Below are 18005 nucleotides of genomic sequence, written 5' to 3'. Positions count from 1 at the left end.
TACCCTTAAATAGGTTTAAGTGAAACCGACTTATGCACTTGATCTAATAAAAAGTGCTAAAGGTGTGATGAGAGGGATACAACCGGGGTATTAGTACCATTGGAACAGAAAACCGAATTAAGCTTAAAAGTCCTACTGTGTAAGGATTTTATTGAAGGTTGTTTAGGTGTTCAGCCGGGATATACGCAAAATAGGACACGTTGTAAATTTTTGTTGCAGAGCCTGTTCTAAAGCATTGTTATTTCCAGGCAGATGGGGACACATCCACCCTGATTCTGCCGACAAAATCTTAAGGGCTGCTTTCGACGATCTAGATATTGAAAACGCTAGTACACATAGTTTCCGAAGAAGCTGCTTAACCAAAATGCACCTGGCAGGTGTACCAACGAAAGTAATTAAAAAAATATCTGGACATAAAACATTGGCGGCACTTGATAATTACCTAGAGGTTGCGGATAAAGACTTGCAAGACGCTGTAAGTAAATTGAAATTTCATTAATCAATTTAGTCTAAACTCCAGTTGCAAAGTTCCACTAGTTAACTTTATTTGTGGCGACTTACCCCTGTTTTGTCAATCTGGGAGAAACCAATCGCTGAAAGCCTTTCTGAGCTTGAGTTTTCAGTTTTTAGTTAGCGATTTTAGTTACTGTTAAAAAACAAAGGCTCAAAGCTTGATTGAATCAAAATTTCAGACTTTTGTTTCGATTATTGTTTTCCGAAAGTGACAAAACAGGGTTACTTGTTATCCTGACTTCTATCCTGAGAAATTGGGCTTTTTGAAGATTCAAATAACCAATTTTCCTTCCGATTTTTACCACCTTGAAAGATATGACCGCCTTGTGGTATTAAATTTTTTTATCTAAAAGGTATTGGTTAAGGTCAAAAAGTATCTCGTTTCAATCAGTAAAGATTTTATTTTTTTATCCCATCTTCAGTGTAATATGTAACTCCCCAATATTGCTTTGGAATATCAAAACCAATTTCATATACGTTAGGGCTGTAAGGTATGGGTACAACATTGTTTACCCTAGGATCTGGATCCATAATATAGATTTTTTTCCCATCATCATCATACCCAACGATAAGAATGTAATGTCCATCTTTAACATTTTCAGGATATTTTACTTCTTTTACTGAAACACAGACAGCAATTGGTTCGTTACCGTCTATACTTTCCTTAATTTCTTGAAATGTTGGAATATTACCTGTGTCATCTTGTCCACCATAACACTTAATATCTTCGTGTACTAGGGCTTGTTCAATATTCTCATATTTATCAATGTTCATTCCAACAGCATTCCCAAAATCTATATCTGAATCGAATGTCTTTCGTTTTTTATTTGTCAGTGCAAAGAAATTGTTTATAACACGACCACAGGCTGCCCAGCAAGAAGTTTTTTTTAACTGATCTGTTTGACGAATGTCTAAAAGTTTTTTAGCCATGATAAAGTCCTTTGACCTACATTGATTGAATTAATTTTTGGGTTAATGAAATTGGTAATAGCAAATTGTATGCTTAGTATAAGCAATCCAATTTTCCTATGACCTAAAACTGACACATTGATCTAGTTTATGAGATATAAATCACCTCAACTTAATAGGGTTTTGAAGCTAGAGAATATAAATTCTCATAGCTGTACCCTTAAATAGGTTTAAGTGAAACCGACTTATGCACTTGATCTAATAAAAAGTGCTAAAGGTGTGATGAGAGGGATACAACCGGGGTATTAGTACCATTGGAATAGAAAGCCGGATTAAGCTTAAAAGTCCTACTGTGTAAGGGTTTTATTGAAGGTTGTTTAGGGGTTCAGCCGAAATATACGCAAATAGGACACGTTGTAAATTTTTGTTGCAGAGCGTCTTCTAAAGCATTGTTATTTCCAGGCAGATGGGGATGCAGATTTTTCTGTATTTAATTTCTCAACGAATCTATCCAGCACTTTTACAGCGGTTTTGTATTGCGGGGAAAATGTCCCCACTTTACCCCGCCCTGTAGTTAAAGATTCCAAAATTTTTTCGCGCAAAGCAAATAAATCAGGTTTTGGAACAGAATTTAATTCCTCTGCTTGTTCCATAATTTTTTTAAGCCGCAAAACCTCAGCTTCTAATTCCTGGTTACGCTCGCGCAACTCTTGATAATCTGGTCTAGTTTCTTGTCTATCTGGTTTGATTTCTTCGGGCGGTGGCTGTCTATCATCTGGTCTAACTTGTTCTAGCAGCCGCCTTTCAACTCCCCCAAGCGTTCGTCTAACTTAATGTCTATAACATTGTCTATTTGTGCCAAAATGCTTTCTAGAGAAGGTGTAGGGGTAGATGTTGGTTTTCCCAACGCGGATTTAATTGCGTCTAGCAGGAATTCGCTAACGGTAGTGTTGCGATCGCTTGCAGCCTTTTTAATTTCGTCTAGCAGCGAAGGTTCTTTGTCGAGGCGAATATTTATTTGGGGGCGATTGTTGAGGGGCTTGTCGGGCATAAAATATTGTCTAGTGATTTGTCTATTAACCAACAGTACAATTTTTTGAGAGTCGCAGCGATCAGCGCTTCGAGAAGTGCGCTTCGCTATCGCACAATTTTTCCCGCGAGTGGGAATTTTGGTGTGGTGGCGATAAATTCTTTTTTAGAAAAAAATTGCGAGAATGTTAATCAGCATTAACAAAAAAGCTGCTGCTTTCTTCCTCACCAACATGGACGTAATTATCCAGCAAGGTACTAGCACTTGCGTGCCCTAATGTGTTGGTAGTTACTTTAATAGGTGCTTGGTTTTTCAACGCATGGGTTGCGTGCGAGTGTCTGAGCCAGTGTGGGCTAGGGATTCGGTCAAGCTTGGCTAGTTTTGCATATTTGACAACTATTCTACGGATGGTGCGATCGCAAATAGCCTTACCACCTTCCCGCGATTTAAACACTGGCTCTTTAGGAATTTTACTTAAACGAGATGATTGTAAATGTATCAAATGATTAGCGGGGATGATGACTTTACGTTGTTTGTCGCCCTTGCCCACAACTTTGATGCATCCGTTGCCTGTCTGTGTTACGGTAATTTGCTCCCAAGTGAGAGTTGAGATTTCACCGACACGAAATGCGCCAATATAAAGTAACTTAATAAGTAACCAATCTCTTGTGGCTTGCTGTTTGACAAGCTCTGTCTCAGCAACCTTTACAGCTTTTTTTGCTTCATTAAGCATCGCCCCAACGTCACCAACAGAAAGTACCCGTTCCTCAGCGGTCTTACGAGCTTTGGGCATCTTAGTCTTACTAGCCGCGTTAAACTGAGCAAAGCCCGTGTCTTGGGCATATTTGAGGAATGATTTAAGTGAGGCGATGCGACGGCGGACAGTGGCACGGGTGATTAGCTTATCAGCTTCAAGTTCCAAAAGCCAAGACAGGTAGCGATCGCAATCCTCAACCATCACCTCAGTTAATTCAAGTTCATCTAAATGTGGTTTACCGCCTAGCATCCATTGTGCAAAGTGGGTAATGTCATTAACGTAAGCTCTCTCTGTTTCGTTGGATTTTTTCTTTAACCAGTTGCTAAGAAGCTCTGAGGTAGTATTAGCCCTGGTCATTTTCGGGCGCTGCATCTCTGTAACTATTTTCGCCGTAACGATAGCTTGTGCTAATATTTCCGCTTGCTTTTCTGGAGGCAATGAGGCGATCGCCTGTTCCAGTTGATCCAATCTGGTTAGTGTCATAATTGTCTGAAAGTAGAAATTGATTATGTTTGGGGTGAGACGGCAATCTTGCCCCTTTAAATATCTTAAATGAGTGTCTGGGAAGTTTAATTACTAGACACTGGATCAGATAGAAAAGTAAATATATTTTGCATGATTTTACAAGGATCTCAATTCAATACCGCGTGCGAGTCTTGGCGAAGCTGGGTGTAAAGTAAACTCAAAAAAGTTTACCAACAAAGCGCTCCAAGTCCTTCCGTTTTACCCGCCAAGCCTTGCCAAGTAGCTGCCCTTTTAGTTGGTTTCCCTTAATTGCCTGTAGTAGGTATTGCCTGCTCAACCCAGAGAGTTGCCTTGCTTCTGCCAAGGTTAGTAGGGGCTTTGACTCTACTGGAATTTTTACAGTGAGTTCTTTGATGGCTTCCAGCAGTGCATCAATTCCCTCAGAGATGTTTATTAGGCTTTCGCCAACCTCCGCCATAATTTGGCTGCTTGTGACCATCTGTGAGCTACTTGATGACGAGCCTTGGCGTACCTGCTCTATAGCGCCTTGATGGGTTACAGAGTGCAGTTCTTCTTTAAAACGTTCGAGTTCAGCATTTTTAAAAACCACAACTTCGCCAGTTTTACCCCGCTGGCGGGAATAGGCGATACGCCCCTGGCTCATGTACCGTTCGAGCGAACGCACACCAATATTCAGAAATTCTGCCGCTTCTTGCTTGTTCATATTATTTCCTGAAGTACTATCGCCAAGATTTTAGCAAGCTGGCGAAAGATGGCAAGGCTTAATTAATTCCCGCTCGCGGGAAAAATTGCAAGTGCGATCTGCATTATTAACCGCACTCAAAAATTTCAATTATTCCCCGCCGTTCGCGGAGCGTCTCCTCTGGGAGATGGAAATTTCACCCCCAAACAGGAGAATCGCTGATTAAGGATTCAGATGTAAAATCATCGTCGTTATTAATTGCCATCCTGGAAATCCCTGGCGCTGAGAAAGTCCAGAAGTTTTGAGTTTGATTTTTTATGCCTATCATTTTACATTCACGAATTACTTCAATTTCTTGGCTGCCTAAATTTTTCTTCCTGACTGTAAAAGTAATTTTGGATAGAGTCGGTGCAATTAATTTTTCAGGAAGCCAAATTAAATCTTTGAAGTTGTTGGTTTCGAGCAAGTGAGTACTCAGCAGGCGAGATAAATACTTAATGTGCCGCTGGGATGCTTTTTCAACGACGGTTATTATTTTTTCCTGGTTTATTTCCGGCAGTTCCGTAAACTCTACCCAAATTTTGCATTGGAGAATAAGCGCCATTAACTTTTTCAGTTCAGCTTCCGGCTCCGAATTGGATACTTCAGCCCACAGGTCGTTTGTTAATGTCTGGTCAAGTGGCGCGGGAGACGTAACCGACGTAACCGACTGTAACTGGTCTTCGGTTACAGTGTCAAAGGCTTGATTTTCCTGGGGTTTTTCATTTTCTAAAGGGTTGTAACTGGTGTAACCAGGCGTAACCGGTGGGGACTGCTCTCCAGTTACAGCTTGAAAGCCTTGATTTTCCTGAGTTTTTTCATTCTCAGAAGGGGTGTAACCGGTGTAACCGGAGTTTGGGTTACAGCCAGAATTTATTTGAGTGCCTGTGTTTGGTTTATTTTCAACTTTTTTTTCATCTTCTTTTTTTATTTTTAAGTCATTTTTTTCGGTTACACGGTTACAGTACCCATCTGAGGGGGCGCAAGTGCTTGATTCATCAGGGGTTGAGGGTGTAACCGGATTTCGGTTACACTCGGTTACAGCAGTTACGTCAGAAATTGAGTTTCCCTTGGATTCATAAGGGTTCTGAGGTGTAACCGGATTTTGCGGTGGTGTAACCGGAGGTTGGTTACGCTCGGTTACAGGTTCATCAACTTTATCTGTCTCCCCAAACAAGTGGGCTGGAATCAACCAAGCTTTTCTAGGAACCGTATCGGGTGGAATGGGGGGAATAGGGCAACCCTCTGAATCTAGTCTTGCGTTAATTAATGCTCGGTTGTACGTGAGTACCTGATCGCGGTCATATGAAAAACGAACAGTGGTATCGGTTATACCACCTGCCTTAATAACTAATGATTTAAGTGACCGCTCATTATACGTTGCAGGTTTAAAACGTTGATCTACTAATTTCCAAACATCGTGAGCGTATATCGCATAAAATTGCTGCCCGTTCCGCTCTACTTTGCGGTTAAAGTTCCAGTCCCCGACTAATGACTCTGCTTCCAACGCCAGGATTTTATCTATATAATCTTGAAGGGAATTACCGGAAGCATCGCTGTCATTTTCGGATTTACAGCAATTGTCTACCACCCATTGCTTAATATTCTCGTTGCCGCCTGTTAACTCGACAATTTTTTGAGCGTACCAGGTGACAATAGCAAGGCTTTGAGCTATTCGTGCATGAGCATGTGGAAGGTAATGTAATAACTCTGTTTCCAAAGTTGCAATTTCATTTTTAGAATAGCCTAGTGCAATAATCTCCGAGAAAGCGCCGCTGGCTGTCTTTTGAGCCTCTTGTAATTCTTGAAATGCAACTTTATTTCCTCCGCTTGCTCGTTCAAATCCTGTTCTTATAAATCGGGTGTATGTTGCCGCTTGTTCGCCACCCACTATATGGTTACTTACTATCCCCATTGCAGAGTGAGGAGTCTGCTCATTTCCGCGAACTCGACGCGACTTGCAATTATACCAATTCTTTGCTAATTCCTCATTTTCTGGAGTTCGGGCTGGATCATCCCAAATGAAAGGTAGCGATCCAGTACGTGCCCCGTGTTCATAAATTGCGCTGACGCTAACCCGTGCCAGCATTCCGTCTCGTGCCCAATTTACACCAACTAATGACAGTGCTGCTTCAGCCGCTAACGTTTTGCAACTGCCTGGTTCCCCGAAGCTGTTTGATAAAGGAAACGACTTGTTTTGGCTAAATATTTCTTGAAAATTTAACCCAGCAACAACCCAACCCATCATTAACAGAACTTGGTTTATGTTGCGATCTCCAAAGAATTTACGGGAGGCATCAACTAATGTTTTTAATGCTTGGGGATTTTGTTCTGCCAGTTCTGGACACGGGATAAAATCTTCCTTGCCTAACGACGGGTTGAAAACCCACCCCGATTTGTTTTCGTTTGTAGGCGTACCATCTTTTTTGAATTGGCGATCTCGAAATACCCACGTACCATCAGCCTGCTGACCGTAGCGGTCGATCCGCTTAAATACTTTACCCTTGCGAGTGGTACGATATTCGTGCAATCGCGTGTGAATTAGAGCATTTAACTGTGGCTTAGTTAAGTTACAAACGATGCCTGTTCCCAATGCTCGTTTTAAAGCATCGGTAAAAGTATCAGCTTTGGTGTAGTCGGTTGAGTTGAGAATTACTCGAATTTGGTTTTTTTCAAAAGAACGTTTAACTTGCAAGACTAAACCACCACCGTCAGCATCTTCAATTTCACGCTCTATCTGAAAATCAAAATTACAGGCAGGCTCAAAAAAATATTTATCCTCTCCATCATCACCCGCCTTTTCCTTCTTCCAAAAACCAACTTCTCCTTCATGTGAGGTTGGTGTTTTCCACCTTTCCCGCTGCGATCGCCATTCCGCCTCTGTGCCTTCAGTTTCGCTATTTTCCTGACTATCCCCATCACTGCTACTTTCGTTGCTATTGCTATTATTGGCTTTAAAGTCGCCAAATAATTCTTCTTTATCTATCTCCAACCTTTGACATATTTCTTTCCAGAAAAAAGCTTGAAGCGAGACTTTATGTTGGGGCTGTGTGAATTTTTCATTAAATGCAAATGCCTCGTTTATGGCAGCCAATTTACCATAGTCATTGGTGATGTCGTGCTTGGCGAGGATACAATTCGCCAAGTAAGTAAAAGCATGGCTGGCATCATTGATATGCTTTTCCCACCCGGACATCCCAAATTTAATTACGAATTCATCTGGGTCTAGTCTGTCTGGGAGTTTGGGTGCTACAAAAACATCAATGCCAGTAGCCATTATTCGGTTAATGTTGCTTACTGTGCCGTTATCGCCTCCCGTGTCTGGATCTCCGCAAAGGGTTACTGATTTAATTCCACGCTTAACTAAAGTTTTTATCTGTGCTTCAGAACAACTAGCTGCTACACAAGCACACACCCTGGTGTCGCCTTTGACTTGCAATAATGCAGCGTCAATAACGCCCTCAACCAAAATAATTTCTTTATGCCCCGCCTGTAATGCTCGGTCGAAATAAAGGGGAGATTGTTTTGTCCCTTCACCTTTTAGAGCAATTGTTTTATCTTTGCCTTCTGGTATCACTTTAGACGGGTAGCGCCCGTATATTGTAAGTGGTCTGCTTTGTGAATCATTCCACGGGAATAAAATATATCCCTCAAGCTTGCTCCACAACACCCCGGCATTTTTAATGTCATCCAGCTTACACCCTTTTGAGAGCAATACTTTCTCAAGTTCTTTGCGGCTGAGGTGCAAACCTAAATTTAAATCTTTAATTTGCTCCTCTGTAAAGCCGCGCTCCTTAATTAAGTAATTCCTAGCATCAATTCCCCGCGATGACCAAAGTACCTCTTTCCCATACTCTGTAACAACTTGTAATATTTCCCGCCGAGATTCCCACCGACGCGCCCTCTCGATTTCCTCTGGCGACTTCTCAACACTGGGGAAAGGAATTCCGGCTAATTCTGCCAGTTGTTTCGCCGCCTCTATAAAGTCCTTGCCGCGTGCTTTTTCCCAACGACCGGCTTTAATGCTGTGTAAATAATCAAGGGCTGACCCACCACTTTGGCAACCGGCACAATAAAATAAAAGGCTATTTTCATTGACCACAAACGAGCTGCCGCTTTTACTTTCATGGAAGGGACACCCACCTCTATATTTTTCGCCCGATTGCTTAAACTGGTGGCTGATGTGGGTGTAAACCTGATCCACCGTTAACTGTGAGTAAGCCTCATCCAGAAAAGCTTGGTAGTTGAATGCTGGTTTTGGGCTGTTAAGGGTTTGAGGTGATGGATTTACGGCGAAGCTGAAAACCATATATTTTCTCCGGGCGTTGGTTTACGTGCCCTCCGGAGTTATTGGAAAGAATGTCAGCTAGCTTTACCTTTTAGAAAAAATTCACGGTTAGCGAAGAATTTGTTCTGTATACTAAATGTATTCCGACATGTCGGAAGTCCAGTACGTCCCCCAAACCTCTCTAAATAATTGATTGTGCTTCTGAGAAGATGTACAATTGGTTAATGAGGTCAAACCTCATTGGCAATTACTTGAGAAAAATAAGGGACTCGGTTAAGCTAGCCAACTTCATAAATATCATTTGGAGCGCACTGCTCAGGTAACACGCCAAATGAATATTAACTCCGGCTAGGGCTGATTAAGAATAGCATTACGCTTGCGGTAAATCTGCAAGCGTTTTGTTGTTTTTTGTTAAATAATTAGAGATTGCTTCTCTGATAATAGTGGCGCGAGGTTTTCTCAGATTGTAGGATAAGTCTGTTATTATCTGAAATTCGTTATCTGTCATTCGTACAGAAACCATGTGTTTTCTCAACTCTTGATTTTCAACCATGATGTTAATATGTTGGCTTAGTACTACGGTACTGCATATTTAACTATTCAAACTAAGTAAAGGTAACTAATTTTGCAGAAAACATCTGTTTTTTGGCACTGAATTTTCTTTAGTCTACTTGAATACCTTCAAATAGGCATACTTAATTTTTAAAAATGTTCATTCTTTTATTCTCCTTCTAACTGGTATTTATTAAGTTTTGTAATAAGAAATTTCCCGCAAGCGGGAAAAATACACTATCAAGTTGCAGCAACTTTATCTGCTTTTGGCTTCTTTTCAAAAACCTGAATATTCGGTTCCGGTAGCACAAAACCATTTTCAGTTGCTTCACCCATCTTGCCTGCGATCGCACCTACCCATTGCGGAAAGTTGGCTTGCGCGTCGGTGAGTTTTTTCCAGACTTTGGGTTTGACGGTGATGTTGATAATTCGCCCATCGCAATCAATATCAAAGCGTTGCCAACCATTTTCGACTGCGGTGGCGTTGGGCAACTCGCTGATTTTAATAGTGATTTCTAGCTTGCCTTGTATCATGTTGACACTCCTGATTCAATTACTGGGTGGGGTATTCCCGTTGCCACCTTGCTGTAGTAAATATTCCCAAATCCGCCGTATCTCGGATCGGAATTCTTGACGGTCAACGGCTGCTTGTTGCCTGTCTTCTGCGGCTTGCGCTCGGTCTTGTTCTGCTTGTATGGCTAAGATATCTACTCGGTTGGTTACGGCATTAACGTTCTCAGTTAATTGATTGATGTTCGCTACTAGCACATCAATAGTGTCGCTTTGTGCAACTACTGTTTCACCAATGCTGGCAAAGATGTTTTCTAGGCGGCTTAAGCGGTCTTCAATGGTTGGTGGTTGTCCTGCGTTGGTCATGATGCCTCCTCTTGCTGTTTTTCATTAATCCAACGCTCGATCAGTTCTCTGCACTTCTCGCTCATATTTGTTTGTTCTTTGGCGCAATAAACTTTAAATTGGGTACGCAATCCTTCGGGACAAAATACCCGAAAGCTAACAGTAGAATCATCTTTGGTCTTATTATCTGACATAAACAGGTCATATATATCGGAAGGGTCGATAAAGATATTGTCCTTTAGATTTAGACAATCTGAACATATCCCGTCCGACCTTGTTGACATATCCGACCTATACAAGCTATATTAACTTACATAGCCAGGAAACGGCAAGCAACAACGGCAGGCACTGCCAGAAACTGACGTTCTACGGCTATCAACACAAGCTTTAACAAGTCATGCATATATAACCTGCATCATATTTGCAGTGCCTCAATGCTGCTTGGGCAAAGCAATTCAGCAATCATCAAACTTCTGAACCATGAAAAATCAATATCTAACGAATGCCAGTAATTGGCTAGAGCAGGTTGACTACTCTGCCAATTCCTGCCCAAGCACTCTTACCTGCGGGAAAGACCCAGGTGCAGGGTATGGGAAGGCAATTTACGGTGATTTAGCAGTAGTGATGCCTTCGGCATACTCATTAGTGTTGAACCGAAACGTTCGTCATCACGAAACCATTTCTAAAGATGGGGCGTGGATTCGGTATGTAGAAGGTTCTAGAAAAGACCTAAAAGATAGACAGTATTTTTGGGGCAGTGCTGCGATCGCACAGCAATTTCATGTATTGCTACATGAGGATAAAGCCAAAAAAGCGGAGTTATCCCTTGAGGGCATCCTTGCTGATTTAGCGATAATTGATGTTCCCGACGGATGCCGACTGGTGATGAGCCTCAGCACTCACAATGCCGACAAGTGGGAAGTAGAAATTGAGCGTAGGGTGAAAGGTAAGCACACCTTTGAACACAAGCACCCTCTAACGCGAGAACTGGTCACTAAGACAGTAGAAATTGACGTAGCGGCAGTTTACCCAGAAGGTTTTGGCAGTATTGCTTATTGCCTTTTTGGAGATAATTCCTTGACTCTGGACTCTTCTGACCTAGCTATCAGCCTTGATATCGGGTCTTCTACCTGCATCATTACTTGCTTTGATGGGGGCGGCGGAGTGATAGACCGACACTTAATTGAGGGTGGAACAGGCGAACTATACGCCATGATTGCCGAACAAATGGACAACCGCAGCGATCATGTAAGCCTGCTGACGACAGATAGAAAACACGACCCCTTTTTGATAAATAAAGGGGTGGTTGATGGAGGCTTCAGGTATGGTCAAAACTCAATTATTGGGCAAGACTTTCAACAAGAATATGACCGTTGCTTAGAGATGTGGTGGATGCCACGGCTGGGTAAATTAGCGAGTTTTCTAGCGAGTGGTAACTATCTAGATCGAACGAGTGGGCTTGTTGCTTGGGGTGGTGGTGCAATGTTGCCTTCTTTGAGCGATCGCCTAGTTGATTTAGGTTTTACCGTTTTAAATCAGCCTCAATTTATCAATGCCCAAGGGTTGAAATTATTAACGGAGGTATTCAATGCCTGATCAGTACGAAAGCCGACGAATTACTATCAATTGTTTCGCAGTTCAAGAGATTTGCAGATTAGAGGGGATAGCTCATGATGCGCCCTCGAATGTGATTAGTGCAGCGATTGAAAAGTTCATTTTTAAGGTAGCTAGTGGAAACGCTGCTCCGCCGCAGCCACCAGCTTCTTCACCTCCTACGGTGAACAAAACAGGGTTGGCAGCGATGGTCAGTCAGGCGAGGACAGCGACGTGAGAAACAGAAATCCGTTCTACAAACTAAATGCAAAAAAAGAAACAGTATTCCCTTCTTCTCTTTGGGATACTTACTTTTCTGAGGAAGAAGGCGATTTCGTGCCAGAAGTTGATTATTGCGAAGTTCCTCAGTGGGCGTGGCATTGCTCTAATCAGTTTGAACTAAACAGTCTATTGTCTGAGCATTGCCCAGAACGAATAGCGAGCTACCTTGAGGATATTTTAGGTGTTTTTACTTTTGACGAAAGCGTAATTCATTCTGGTACGGAAGATATTAAACCATCTAAAGTACCTGCTGATGTTGCCAGGACAAAAAGAACTAGATCGAAAAGAAAAGCAGATCCCAAACCTTTTGTGCCGAGACTAGTAGAGATTGCTCCTAAGACATTTGCAGAACAAAAAATGAGCGACTACTTAGCATTAAAGCTTGGTGGAGTTCGAGAGTCAATTAATCCGTCGGGGCGAGTAGATGTCTTAACCAAGGATTACGTTATTGAGGTAAAAGTGGCTTCTCACTGGAAGCATGGCGTAGGGCAAGCGTTGATTTACAGCTTCTACTATCCCGATAGATTGCCTGCCTTGTTTTTATTTGGTTCCGACGCTCCTTTGTACCGTGATTTAGCAAAACAACATTGCGAGCGCTTTGGTATTGTCTATGCCGAAGCTATTTCTATAGAGTCAATTCAATCAATGGTAGATGACGATTTATTCGTCGCTTAGTCATCGTAATTTACGACATAGGTTTTTAAATGGAAATTAATCAAGCACTAGAACAAGACAATGCGACTGGCTCTGAAATATTAATCGCTTTAGATGCGATCGCCTCTCTAGTGGCACAGTTTAAGGCTAAATATCCGACCACTTTTCACTGCTTATGCGAGGCAGGACTCAGTACTGGAGAAATGACCTTGGGCGATGCTGAAAGCGCCTTTGAGTGGGTAGCTAATTTTTTAGTTGAATCTTGATTAAGAGCGATCGCACAACTCAGACAGAAAAGCGATCGCCCCACCAAGATGCATCTACCGCCGCAAAAACAGTAAACAGCATAGGAATTTTAACTCATGACTAAGCCAATTGGATATTTTTGCAATCAGAATGTGCCTCTTATCTCAGAAGCCGAGCATTACTGGGGTAGCTACTTTCAGGGACTTACGCAGTCAGAAAAACTCTGGATGCTTGCCACAGTAACAGGGGTGATTACAGCAGACAAAACCGAAAATTATAATCCCTACGATGTGAGCGAGATTATTACGCCAATGTGCGAAAACTTGCACAACCTCGATTATCAGCAACAGCTTGCACTAGCTCGTTTCTTACTGAACGTTTTGTAAACCTTACTGGGGTGGCACGGCTGCCCCTTCGAGCCATGAAATACACACCCTTCATTGCTGTTGGTGCATCTGTAAATCTCGCTTGTATTGGGTATGTAACGTGCAACCAAGTGTGGTCAAATGTCACTTCGCAGACCCAGCTTCAAGCTCGTAACAAAGGTTTGTCTCTAATATCCCAACATGTGAAAAGTGAAACTTGTTGGTTTAATTCATCCAAAAAACCTTTTAAGCTGGGCGATTTAATCCAAACAGTCGGCACAGATGATGGGTTGCTTCCTACAAGTTGTGTTATCGCACCACGAACCAAGCAATATTTGCAAGTCGCTTATCTTGACGGTCAACTCAAAGTTATCCAAGTTTACTCGCCCAAAGAAGTACAAAACCAACTATCTATCAAAGGAGAACATTAATGCAGTCATCACGCCAAGCTTCGGCTAAACCTAAGAAAAGTTTCACGACTTTTATCAACAATGTTGTAAGAAAAGTTTTTTATGTGTTCCGCATGATAATTCACCTCGCTTGGTCGATTATCGAGAATGGAATGCAGTTGATTATGTTCTTCTTCAACTACATTATCAAGCTATTAGCAAACCCTACAACGCCTTGTGTGGTAGCCATCATAGCTTTTGCTGCTGTGTCTACTATCGCCGCGATGCAATGGTTTCAAATCGGTGTATGGCTCGGTATCTGGTTTCACTTTAAAACTGTTTATGGTATAGCCTCTGGGGTGGCTGGGGTGCTACTGGGGACTGGAATCAACGTATATCAGTTAGCGCCAACTCTGTGGAAAATTCGTAAAGATGTTGCCAGAGCCTATGCAGAACTAGGCGTTGATACCGACTTTGAGACTGATGAGGAAACCGTAAAATCCAAACAACAAAACTGGCTTAGTTTTGACCACAGTTTACTAAAGAAAACTAGATTAATTTCCTACGGAATTGAGACTGGCTTGGTACTTGGCTTCGTGTTCCTGAACGGCTTGAATTTCTTTGCAATTATCCAAGCTGCGGTATCGTTGTTACTTCCTGAAAAAATGCTGGAGTTGGTCGCCTCCACGGTTTCAGTTTTGGGTACAGTGAGCGAACACATTTACCAAGAAGCTGAAGGCGAGAACGTTAAATTCTGATTTAAAAGGGTGGTGTCAATAGCGCGGCACTGCCCTATTAATTAACGGGATTAAATAATTTATTTTATGTCAAACTTATCACGAAATCTCAAAGCCGGTTCTCCCACTGATTTAGTTTTAAAATCCTTGCAAGTTAATACTGCCAGCACCTTGATTGCCGCCTTAATTAGTGAGGATGAACCCAAAACAATAGATGCCAAGATTGAGATACTCAGCCAACTAATGCAGTGTGCGGAAGAATTGGAATGCAATCTTGAAAATAAAACTACTTTTCTACATTGGACTGCGATCGCCAGTGGCTTTGCAACGGCAGCGGTAATTTGTGGTACAGCAGCACTCAATCCCATAGCTGGTTTTTTAGTAGCAGCAACATCCGCAAGCGCCGGAGTAGTAACTGTTAGCGGGTCACTATTTCACAATAAAGAAGCTGCCAAGATAATTGAAAAACTCAAGCGCCTTCAACTTGCTATTAAATCGGATGCTTTAATTAATTGGGCTTGCCTTTGGGGTTTGGCAGGGTTTGATTTGTTCTGTACCAGCTTGCAAGAAGCCGGCACAGGCACGTTGTCTGAATTTGAACTTATTAAGAAGGGTAAAGTTAGTCCCCTAACGGCAGCCGTAAAACTTGTAGCTCAATCACGCGGGGTTGAAGTGGCGGTTGTAGTGAAGCAACTGGGAGAAATTAAAAGTAGGGCGCTTAAGCAGTTAGAAGAAAATATTGTGCAAAAAACGAAAGCTGTTTTGCAACCTACATATGCTAAACCTCAGCCTCGAATTGACACCCCAGGAGAACACGCTCATGTGCCCACGACTCCTGAAGCAGTTGACAAATTTCAATGGATTGATCAGGTATTAAAGATGCCTTTTCGTGTGCTGACTGGTGATGCTGGATCGGGGAAATCAACATTAGAACGTTTTATGATTTCCAAGCTTAAAGAAGCTGGCTATCATATCGTCTGCTTAAACACCGAAACTAACCCCGATGTTTGGAAAGGCGTTGAGGTTCTAACTACTAGTGACGAGATTAATGATTTTCTTTCTGATTTTGTTGCAGGCATTGAAAACCGTCAGCGAGAATGCCGAAAGCTAGGTATAGATGAAGATGAATTCCTAGCCAAAGTTGCAGCGAAAAAAGCTGGAAGAGATGGGCGTGTTGCTATCTTTTTTATGGAAGCAAACACCTTTGAACTTTGCGGAGTTGATGCCGATTTATGGGCTTCAGTTTTACAAATGTGTTTAACGAATATCAGGAAGTGGGGCTATACCGCTTGTCTAACTGCCCAGTCAGATAACCAGACAAGTATTAGCTCAAAGATGAAAGGATTCTCTTCCCGCTACGATGAGCAGCCGCGTGTGGAATGTATTGTGAAAACTGATGACGTGACAGGCGAAGCTGTTAGTAGCGGACGGGCTTGGTTGAAGGTTAAAGGGAAAGCCGACAAGAATCCAAAGTCGATTAACTTAGCTAACTTTCCTAAAACTAAAGACTTCAGAACACAAGCCGAAAAAGATGCACCTGTCGATACGACGATGCCAATACCTAAACACGCTCCTAAATCAGAAAGGAAATTGAGCGACATTATTAACAGCTTAGAGAAATCACTAGAGATTAGTGATAAAGACTCCGAAGGTGGAATAATGAAGCCTCAAGAAAGTACGACAGATACAGAGATTGATTTAACCGATACTGCTTATTTAATCGATGAGTGGCTTGAAGTTAATCGCCCGGAAAAGTGGGTTAAATTCAAAGGCAAGAAAAACAGAGATAGCTCCTTTGTTAACTTTTTGAGCGCGTCAAACATAAAAGGAGAGAGCAAAGACGAGGCGATTGCAGAGCTACTTTCAGCAAAAAAGATTGAGCTATCTGAAGACGGAACTGCTCTGCGTTGGCTAAAGGTGTAATTCAAAAAAAGGTGTCACTCAACGTTCAAAGCAGGGGGGAAACAACGCAAGTACAAGGGTGACACCCCGGTGTCATCCAAATGACACCCCAGAATGTGACACCTCAAGTGACACCTTTTACCCCCAGTTGATGTTAGCCAACGGATTCGCAGTTTCTGTTAATCAGACTGCCACAATCACCGTAACGCTAAGGTGACTAAACCAAAATAAAACTATTAGAAGAAATCAAGGATGAACAACCTAACTGCAACTGAAATATTAAAAGCCAGGGACTGGTTAGCAGAGTGTGTTAATCAAGGCTGCTGGCGAAACATGGAGAATGACGACGATGTGAGAAATTTAAGCGACCAAGAAGTAGTTAACGCAATTATTCGCTACTACGACTACGGCATTGAAGGGTTTAAAAATGATAGCGCTGACTGGGATGTTTACGGAAATTGGAAATTAGGAGAACACACAAATGTTTAAAGCAGTCAAACGCTACCTCACCGCTATCGCTGACCAACAAATCATTGACCAGCGCATCAAAGAGTTATTTGAGATAGAGAAACAAATAGCAACCAAACAAGCGCTTCTGGGAGATGCTAAAGGGGATGTCTTGCAAACATTAACCCACTCCGAACAAATCAAATTGTTAAAAGCGCTGGTAATTCAAAAGGTTGCCAATAACGAGTCTGCGGAGGAAGCGATCGCAGCATTAGCACTAATAGAAAACAAACCACCACACGCTATTAAGCACGACCACCTTTATAGTATCCCTGTGTTATCAGAACTTGGCGACATTATCAGGTGTGGATTTTGGTTGGGAACATTAACTCCTGCGGTAATCGCGCTAATGCTTTGCTTAAATCCAGGTATGTGTAAGCCGATTGGAGGTAGTGCGAATATTAGCCAGGTTTGTAGTGCCGCTCGTGCTTTTGATAAATTCTTCTACAACTACGGAAATGAATAATTCTTTTCGTTGCGACCATTTCCGGTGGGTATTCAGAAAAAACTAGATAAAACAAAACTGTTACACTAAAAACAGTAATGTAACAGTTTTATTTTTAGTCTTGAATTTGCTACAGGCTTGTTCTAGCTTGCTGATTATTTATCGCGTTGCTCCTTATAAAAGATCAGTCATCATAGTCTAGAACACCATTTTGGTTACTAACTCTTTCGTCAAGATTAATTTCACTGGTTACCCATCCTCCTTTACCGTTTCCACATTTAGCGGTCAACCAACCTTGATTACGATCTACTATACCCGCACTCCTACAAGATTTCTGAAAGTTGCCAGGAGGAGTAGCCCATGATAATGCACCGGTGTAGTTAGCGACATAATTTGAAATCAATAAATTAGATCGACGTATTTGACCTTTATTGTTATAGCACTCTGCAAGTAGAATAGCTCTATCGTTATTAAAATCAACTCTAATATTACTGCACGTTTTTATAAATGCTCCCGCTACTGCTGCATCAGGTTTTATCAAAAAAGTAGTTAAAAACATAAGAGATAAAACACTAACCATTTTTAAAACGTTCTTCAAATCTCTAAACATGGTAAAATACCTTTCAATTTAACAGGGTGTTGAAGATAGAGAATATAAATTCTCATAGCTATACCCTTAAATAGGTTTAAGTGAAACCGACTTATGCACTTGATCTAATAAAAAGTGCTAAAGGTGTGATGAGAGGGATACAACCGGGGTATTAGTACCATTGG

21 protein-coding genes are annotated in these 18005 nt (G+C 41.9%); 11 read left to right on the top strand and 10 right to left on the bottom strand.

The features are described 5' to 3' along the window. Positions 1-166 precede the first annotated feature (166 nt). On the top strand, positions 167-499 hold the full coding sequence (locus AABK37_RS34350) for a tyrosine-type recombinase/integrase (RefSeq protein ID WP_432555947.1): 333 nt from the start codon (positions 167-169) through the stop codon (positions 497-499). A 413-nt stretch (positions 500-912) separates the two neighbouring features. Here AABK37_RS34350 and AABK37_RS34345 read toward each other — a convergent pair whose 3' ends face one another. The 9 genes from AABK37_RS34345 to AABK37_RS34305 form a co-directional block, all read right to left on the bottom strand. Next, positions 913-1443, bottom strand: coding sequence for a C39 family peptidase (locus AABK37_RS34345; RefSeq protein WP_432555946.1), 531 nt, complete (start codon positions 1441-1443; stop codon positions 913-915). Between the two features lie 431 nt (positions 1444-1874). Further along, entirely contained in the window at positions 1875-2129 is a 255-nt protein-coding gene (locus AABK37_RS34340; RefSeq protein WP_432555945.1) for a hypothetical protein, read from the bottom strand. An 83-nt stretch (positions 2130-2212) separates the two neighbouring features. Further along, the gene (locus AABK37_RS34335) at positions 2213-2473 is read right to left on the bottom strand and encodes a hypothetical protein (RefSeq protein WP_432555944.1); all 261 of its coding nucleotides are present in this window, start codon (positions 2471-2473) and stop codon (positions 2213-2215) included. 166 nt (positions 2474-2639) lie between these two features. Continuing rightward, on the bottom strand, positions 2640-3692 hold the full coding sequence (locus AABK37_RS34330; RefSeq protein WP_432555943.1) for a tyrosine-type recombinase/integrase: 1053 nt from the start codon (positions 3690-3692) through the stop codon (positions 2640-2642). Between the two features lie 199 nt (positions 3693-3891). Further along, entirely contained in the window at positions 3892-4398 is a 507-nt protein-coding gene (locus AABK37_RS34325) for a helix-turn-helix domain-containing protein (RefSeq protein ID WP_432555942.1), read from the bottom strand. A 175-nt stretch (positions 4399-4573) separates the two neighbouring features. Beyond that, positions 4574-8725 carry a CHC2 zinc finger domain-containing protein gene (locus tag AABK37_RS34320; RefSeq protein ID WP_432555941.1) on the bottom strand — a complete coding sequence of 1384 codons (4152 nt, stop codon included), beginning with the start codon at positions 8723-8725 and terminating at the stop codon, positions 4574-4576. A 771-nt stretch (positions 8726-9496) separates the two neighbouring features. Next, positions 9497-9790 (bottom strand): fertility inhibition FinO-like protein, encoded by a 294-nt coding sequence (locus AABK37_RS34315; RefSeq protein WP_432555940.1) that lies wholly within the window; start codon positions 9788-9790, stop codon positions 9497-9499. A 15-nt stretch (positions 9791-9805) separates the two neighbouring features. After that, positions 9806-10132: a hypothetical protein gene (locus tag AABK37_RS34310; protein WP_432555939.1), complete on the bottom strand. Its 327-nt coding sequence runs from the start codon at positions 10130-10132 to the stop codon at positions 9806-9808. Continuing rightward, positions 10129-10305 carry a hypothetical protein gene (locus AABK37_RS34305; RefSeq protein WP_432555938.1) on the bottom strand — a complete coding sequence of 59 codons (177 nt, stop codon included), beginning with the start codon at positions 10303-10305 and terminating at the stop codon, positions 10129-10131. The genes AABK37_RS34310 and AABK37_RS34305 overlap by 4 nt, the downstream gene beginning before the upstream one ends. Before the next feature lie 286 nt (positions 10306-10591). On the opposite strand from AABK37_RS34305, the gene AABK37_RS34300 reads away from it, so the two are divergent. The 10 genes from AABK37_RS34300 (at position 10592) to AABK37_RS34255 (ending at position 17252) form a co-directional block, all read left to right on the top strand. After that, complete coding sequence (locus AABK37_RS34300; RefSeq protein WP_432555937.1) at positions 10592-11707, top strand: ParM/StbA family protein; 1116 nt, start codon at positions 10592-10594, stop codon at positions 11705-11707. Beyond that, a complete protein-coding gene (locus tag AABK37_RS34295) occupies positions 11700-11942 on the top strand; it encodes a hypothetical protein (protein ID WP_432555936.1) in 243 nt (80 codons plus the stop codon). Before AABK37_RS34300 ends, AABK37_RS34295 begins: the two co-directional genes overlap by 8 nt. Beyond that, positions 11939-12661 carry a hypothetical protein gene (locus AABK37_RS34290; protein WP_432555935.1) on the top strand — a complete coding sequence of 241 codons (723 nt, stop codon included), beginning with the start codon at positions 11939-11941 and terminating at the stop codon, positions 12659-12661. The genes AABK37_RS34295 and AABK37_RS34290 overlap by 4 nt, the downstream gene beginning before the upstream one ends. 29 nt (positions 12662-12690) lie before the next feature. Then, positions 12691-12906, top strand: coding sequence for a hypothetical protein (locus tag AABK37_RS34285; protein ID WP_432555934.1), 216 nt, complete (start codon positions 12691-12693; stop codon positions 12904-12906). A gap of 96 nt (positions 12907-13002) precedes the next feature. Further along, a complete protein-coding gene (locus AABK37_RS34280; RefSeq protein ID WP_432555933.1) occupies positions 13003-13272 on the top strand; it encodes a hypothetical protein in 270 nt (89 codons plus the stop codon). 35 nt (positions 13273-13307) lie between these two features. Continuing rightward, on the top strand, positions 13308-13682 hold the full coding sequence (locus tag AABK37_RS34275) for a hypothetical protein (RefSeq protein WP_432555932.1): 375 nt from the start codon (positions 13308-13310) through the stop codon (positions 13680-13682). Beyond that, positions 13682-14398: a hypothetical protein gene (locus AABK37_RS34270; RefSeq protein WP_432555931.1), complete on the top strand. Its 717-nt coding sequence runs from the start codon at positions 13682-13684 to the stop codon at positions 14396-14398. The genes AABK37_RS34275 and AABK37_RS34270 overlap by 1 nt, the downstream gene beginning before the upstream one ends. Positions 14399-14464: 66 nt before the next feature. Next, complete coding sequence (locus AABK37_RS34265; RefSeq protein ID WP_432555930.1) at positions 14465-16300, top strand: hypothetical protein; 1836 nt, start codon at positions 14465-14467, stop codon at positions 16298-16300. Positions 16301-16531: 231 nt separating this feature from the next. Beyond that, positions 16532-16768, top strand: a complete 237-nt coding sequence (locus tag AABK37_RS34260) for a hypothetical protein (RefSeq protein ID WP_432555929.1) — start codon at positions 16532-16534, stop codon at positions 16766-16768. After that, positions 16761-17252, top strand: coding sequence for a hypothetical protein (locus AABK37_RS34255; RefSeq protein WP_432555928.1), 492 nt, complete (start codon positions 16761-16763; stop codon positions 17250-17252). Before AABK37_RS34260 ends, AABK37_RS34255 begins: the two co-directional genes overlap by 8 nt. Before the next feature lie 163 nt (positions 17253-17415). Here the strand turns inward: AABK37_RS34255 and AABK37_RS34250 are convergent, their stop codons facing one another. Beyond that, complete coding sequence (locus AABK37_RS34250; RefSeq protein WP_432555927.1) at positions 17416-17841, bottom strand: CVNH domain-containing protein; 426 nt, start codon at positions 17839-17841, stop codon at positions 17416-17418. Positions 17842-18005 lie beyond the last annotated feature (164 nt).

Origin of the sequence: Tolypothrix sp. VBCCA 56010, assembly GCF_050875635.1 — a bacterium.
GTDB lineage: Bacteria > Cyanobacteriota > Cyanobacteriia > Cyanobacteriales > Nostocaceae > Hassallia.
Note: the sequence above shows the minus strand (reverse complement) of the source record. Positions and strands in the feature narration are given on the sequence as shown.

Excerpts from the sequence above, each read along its gene's own strand:
- AABK37_RS34275 (WP_432555932.1), top strand. The coding sequence starts at position 13,308 with ATGAAATACACACCCTTCATTGCTGTTGGTGCATCTGTAAATCTCGCT.
- AABK37_RS34300 (WP_432555937.1), top strand. The coding sequence starts at position 10,592 with ATGAAAAATCAATATCTAACGAATGCCAGTAATTGGCTAGAGCAGGTT.
- AABK37_RS34250 (WP_432555927.1), bottom strand. The coding sequence starts at position 17,841 with ATGTTTAGAGATTTGAAGAACGTTTTAAAAATGGTTAGTGTTTTATCT.
- AABK37_RS34295 (WP_432555936.1), top strand. The coding sequence starts at position 11,700 with ATGCCTGATCAGTACGAAAGCCGACGAATTACTATCAATTGTTTCGCA.
- AABK37_RS34310 (WP_432555939.1), bottom strand. The coding sequence starts at position 10,132 with ATGACCAACGCAGGACAACCACCAACCATTGAAGACCGCTTAAGCCGC.
- AABK37_RS34280 (WP_432555933.1), top strand. The coding sequence starts at position 13,003 with ATGACTAAGCCAATTGGATATTTTTGCAATCAGAATGTGCCTCTTATC.
- AABK37_RS34325 (WP_432555942.1), bottom strand. The coding sequence starts at position 4,398 with ATGAACAAGCAAGAAGCGGCAGAATTTCTGAATATTGGTGTGCGTTCG.
- AABK37_RS34255 (WP_432555928.1), top strand. The coding sequence starts at position 16,761 with ATGTTTAAAGCAGTCAAACGCTACCTCACCGCTATCGCTGACCAACAA.
- AABK37_RS34330 (WP_432555943.1), bottom strand. The coding sequence starts at position 3,692 with ATGACACTAACCAGATTGGATCAACTGGAACAGGCGATCGCCTCATTG.
- AABK37_RS34265 (WP_432555930.1), top strand. The coding sequence starts at position 14,465 with ATGTCAAACTTATCACGAAATCTCAAAGCCGGTTCTCCCACTGATTTA.
- AABK37_RS34305 (WP_432555938.1), bottom strand. The coding sequence starts at position 10,305 with ATGTCAGATAATAAGACCAAAGATGATTCTACTGTTAGCTTTCGGGTA.
- AABK37_RS34320 (WP_432555941.1), bottom strand. The coding sequence starts at position 8,725 with ATGGTTTTCAGCTTCGCCGTAAATCCATCACCTCAAACCCTTAACAGC.
- AABK37_RS34260 (WP_432555929.1), top strand. The coding sequence starts at position 16,532 with ATGAACAACCTAACTGCAACTGAAATATTAAAAGCCAGGGACTGGTTA.
- AABK37_RS34335 (WP_432555944.1), bottom strand. The coding sequence starts at position 2,473 with ATGCCCGACAAGCCCCTCAACAATCGCCCCCAAATAAATATTCGCCTC.
- AABK37_RS34270 (WP_432555931.1), top strand. The coding sequence starts at position 13,682 with ATGCAGTCATCACGCCAAGCTTCGGCTAAACCTAAGAAAAGTTTCACG.
- AABK37_RS34345 (WP_432555946.1), bottom strand. The coding sequence starts at position 1,443 with ATGGCTAAAAAACTTTTAGACATTCGTCAAACAGATCAGTTAAAAAAA.
- AABK37_RS34315 (WP_432555940.1), bottom strand. The coding sequence starts at position 9,790 with ATGATACAAGGCAAGCTAGAAATCACTATTAAAATCAGCGAGTTGCCC.
- AABK37_RS34285 (WP_432555934.1), top strand. The coding sequence starts at position 12,691 with ATGGAAATTAATCAAGCACTAGAACAAGACAATGCGACTGGCTCTGAA.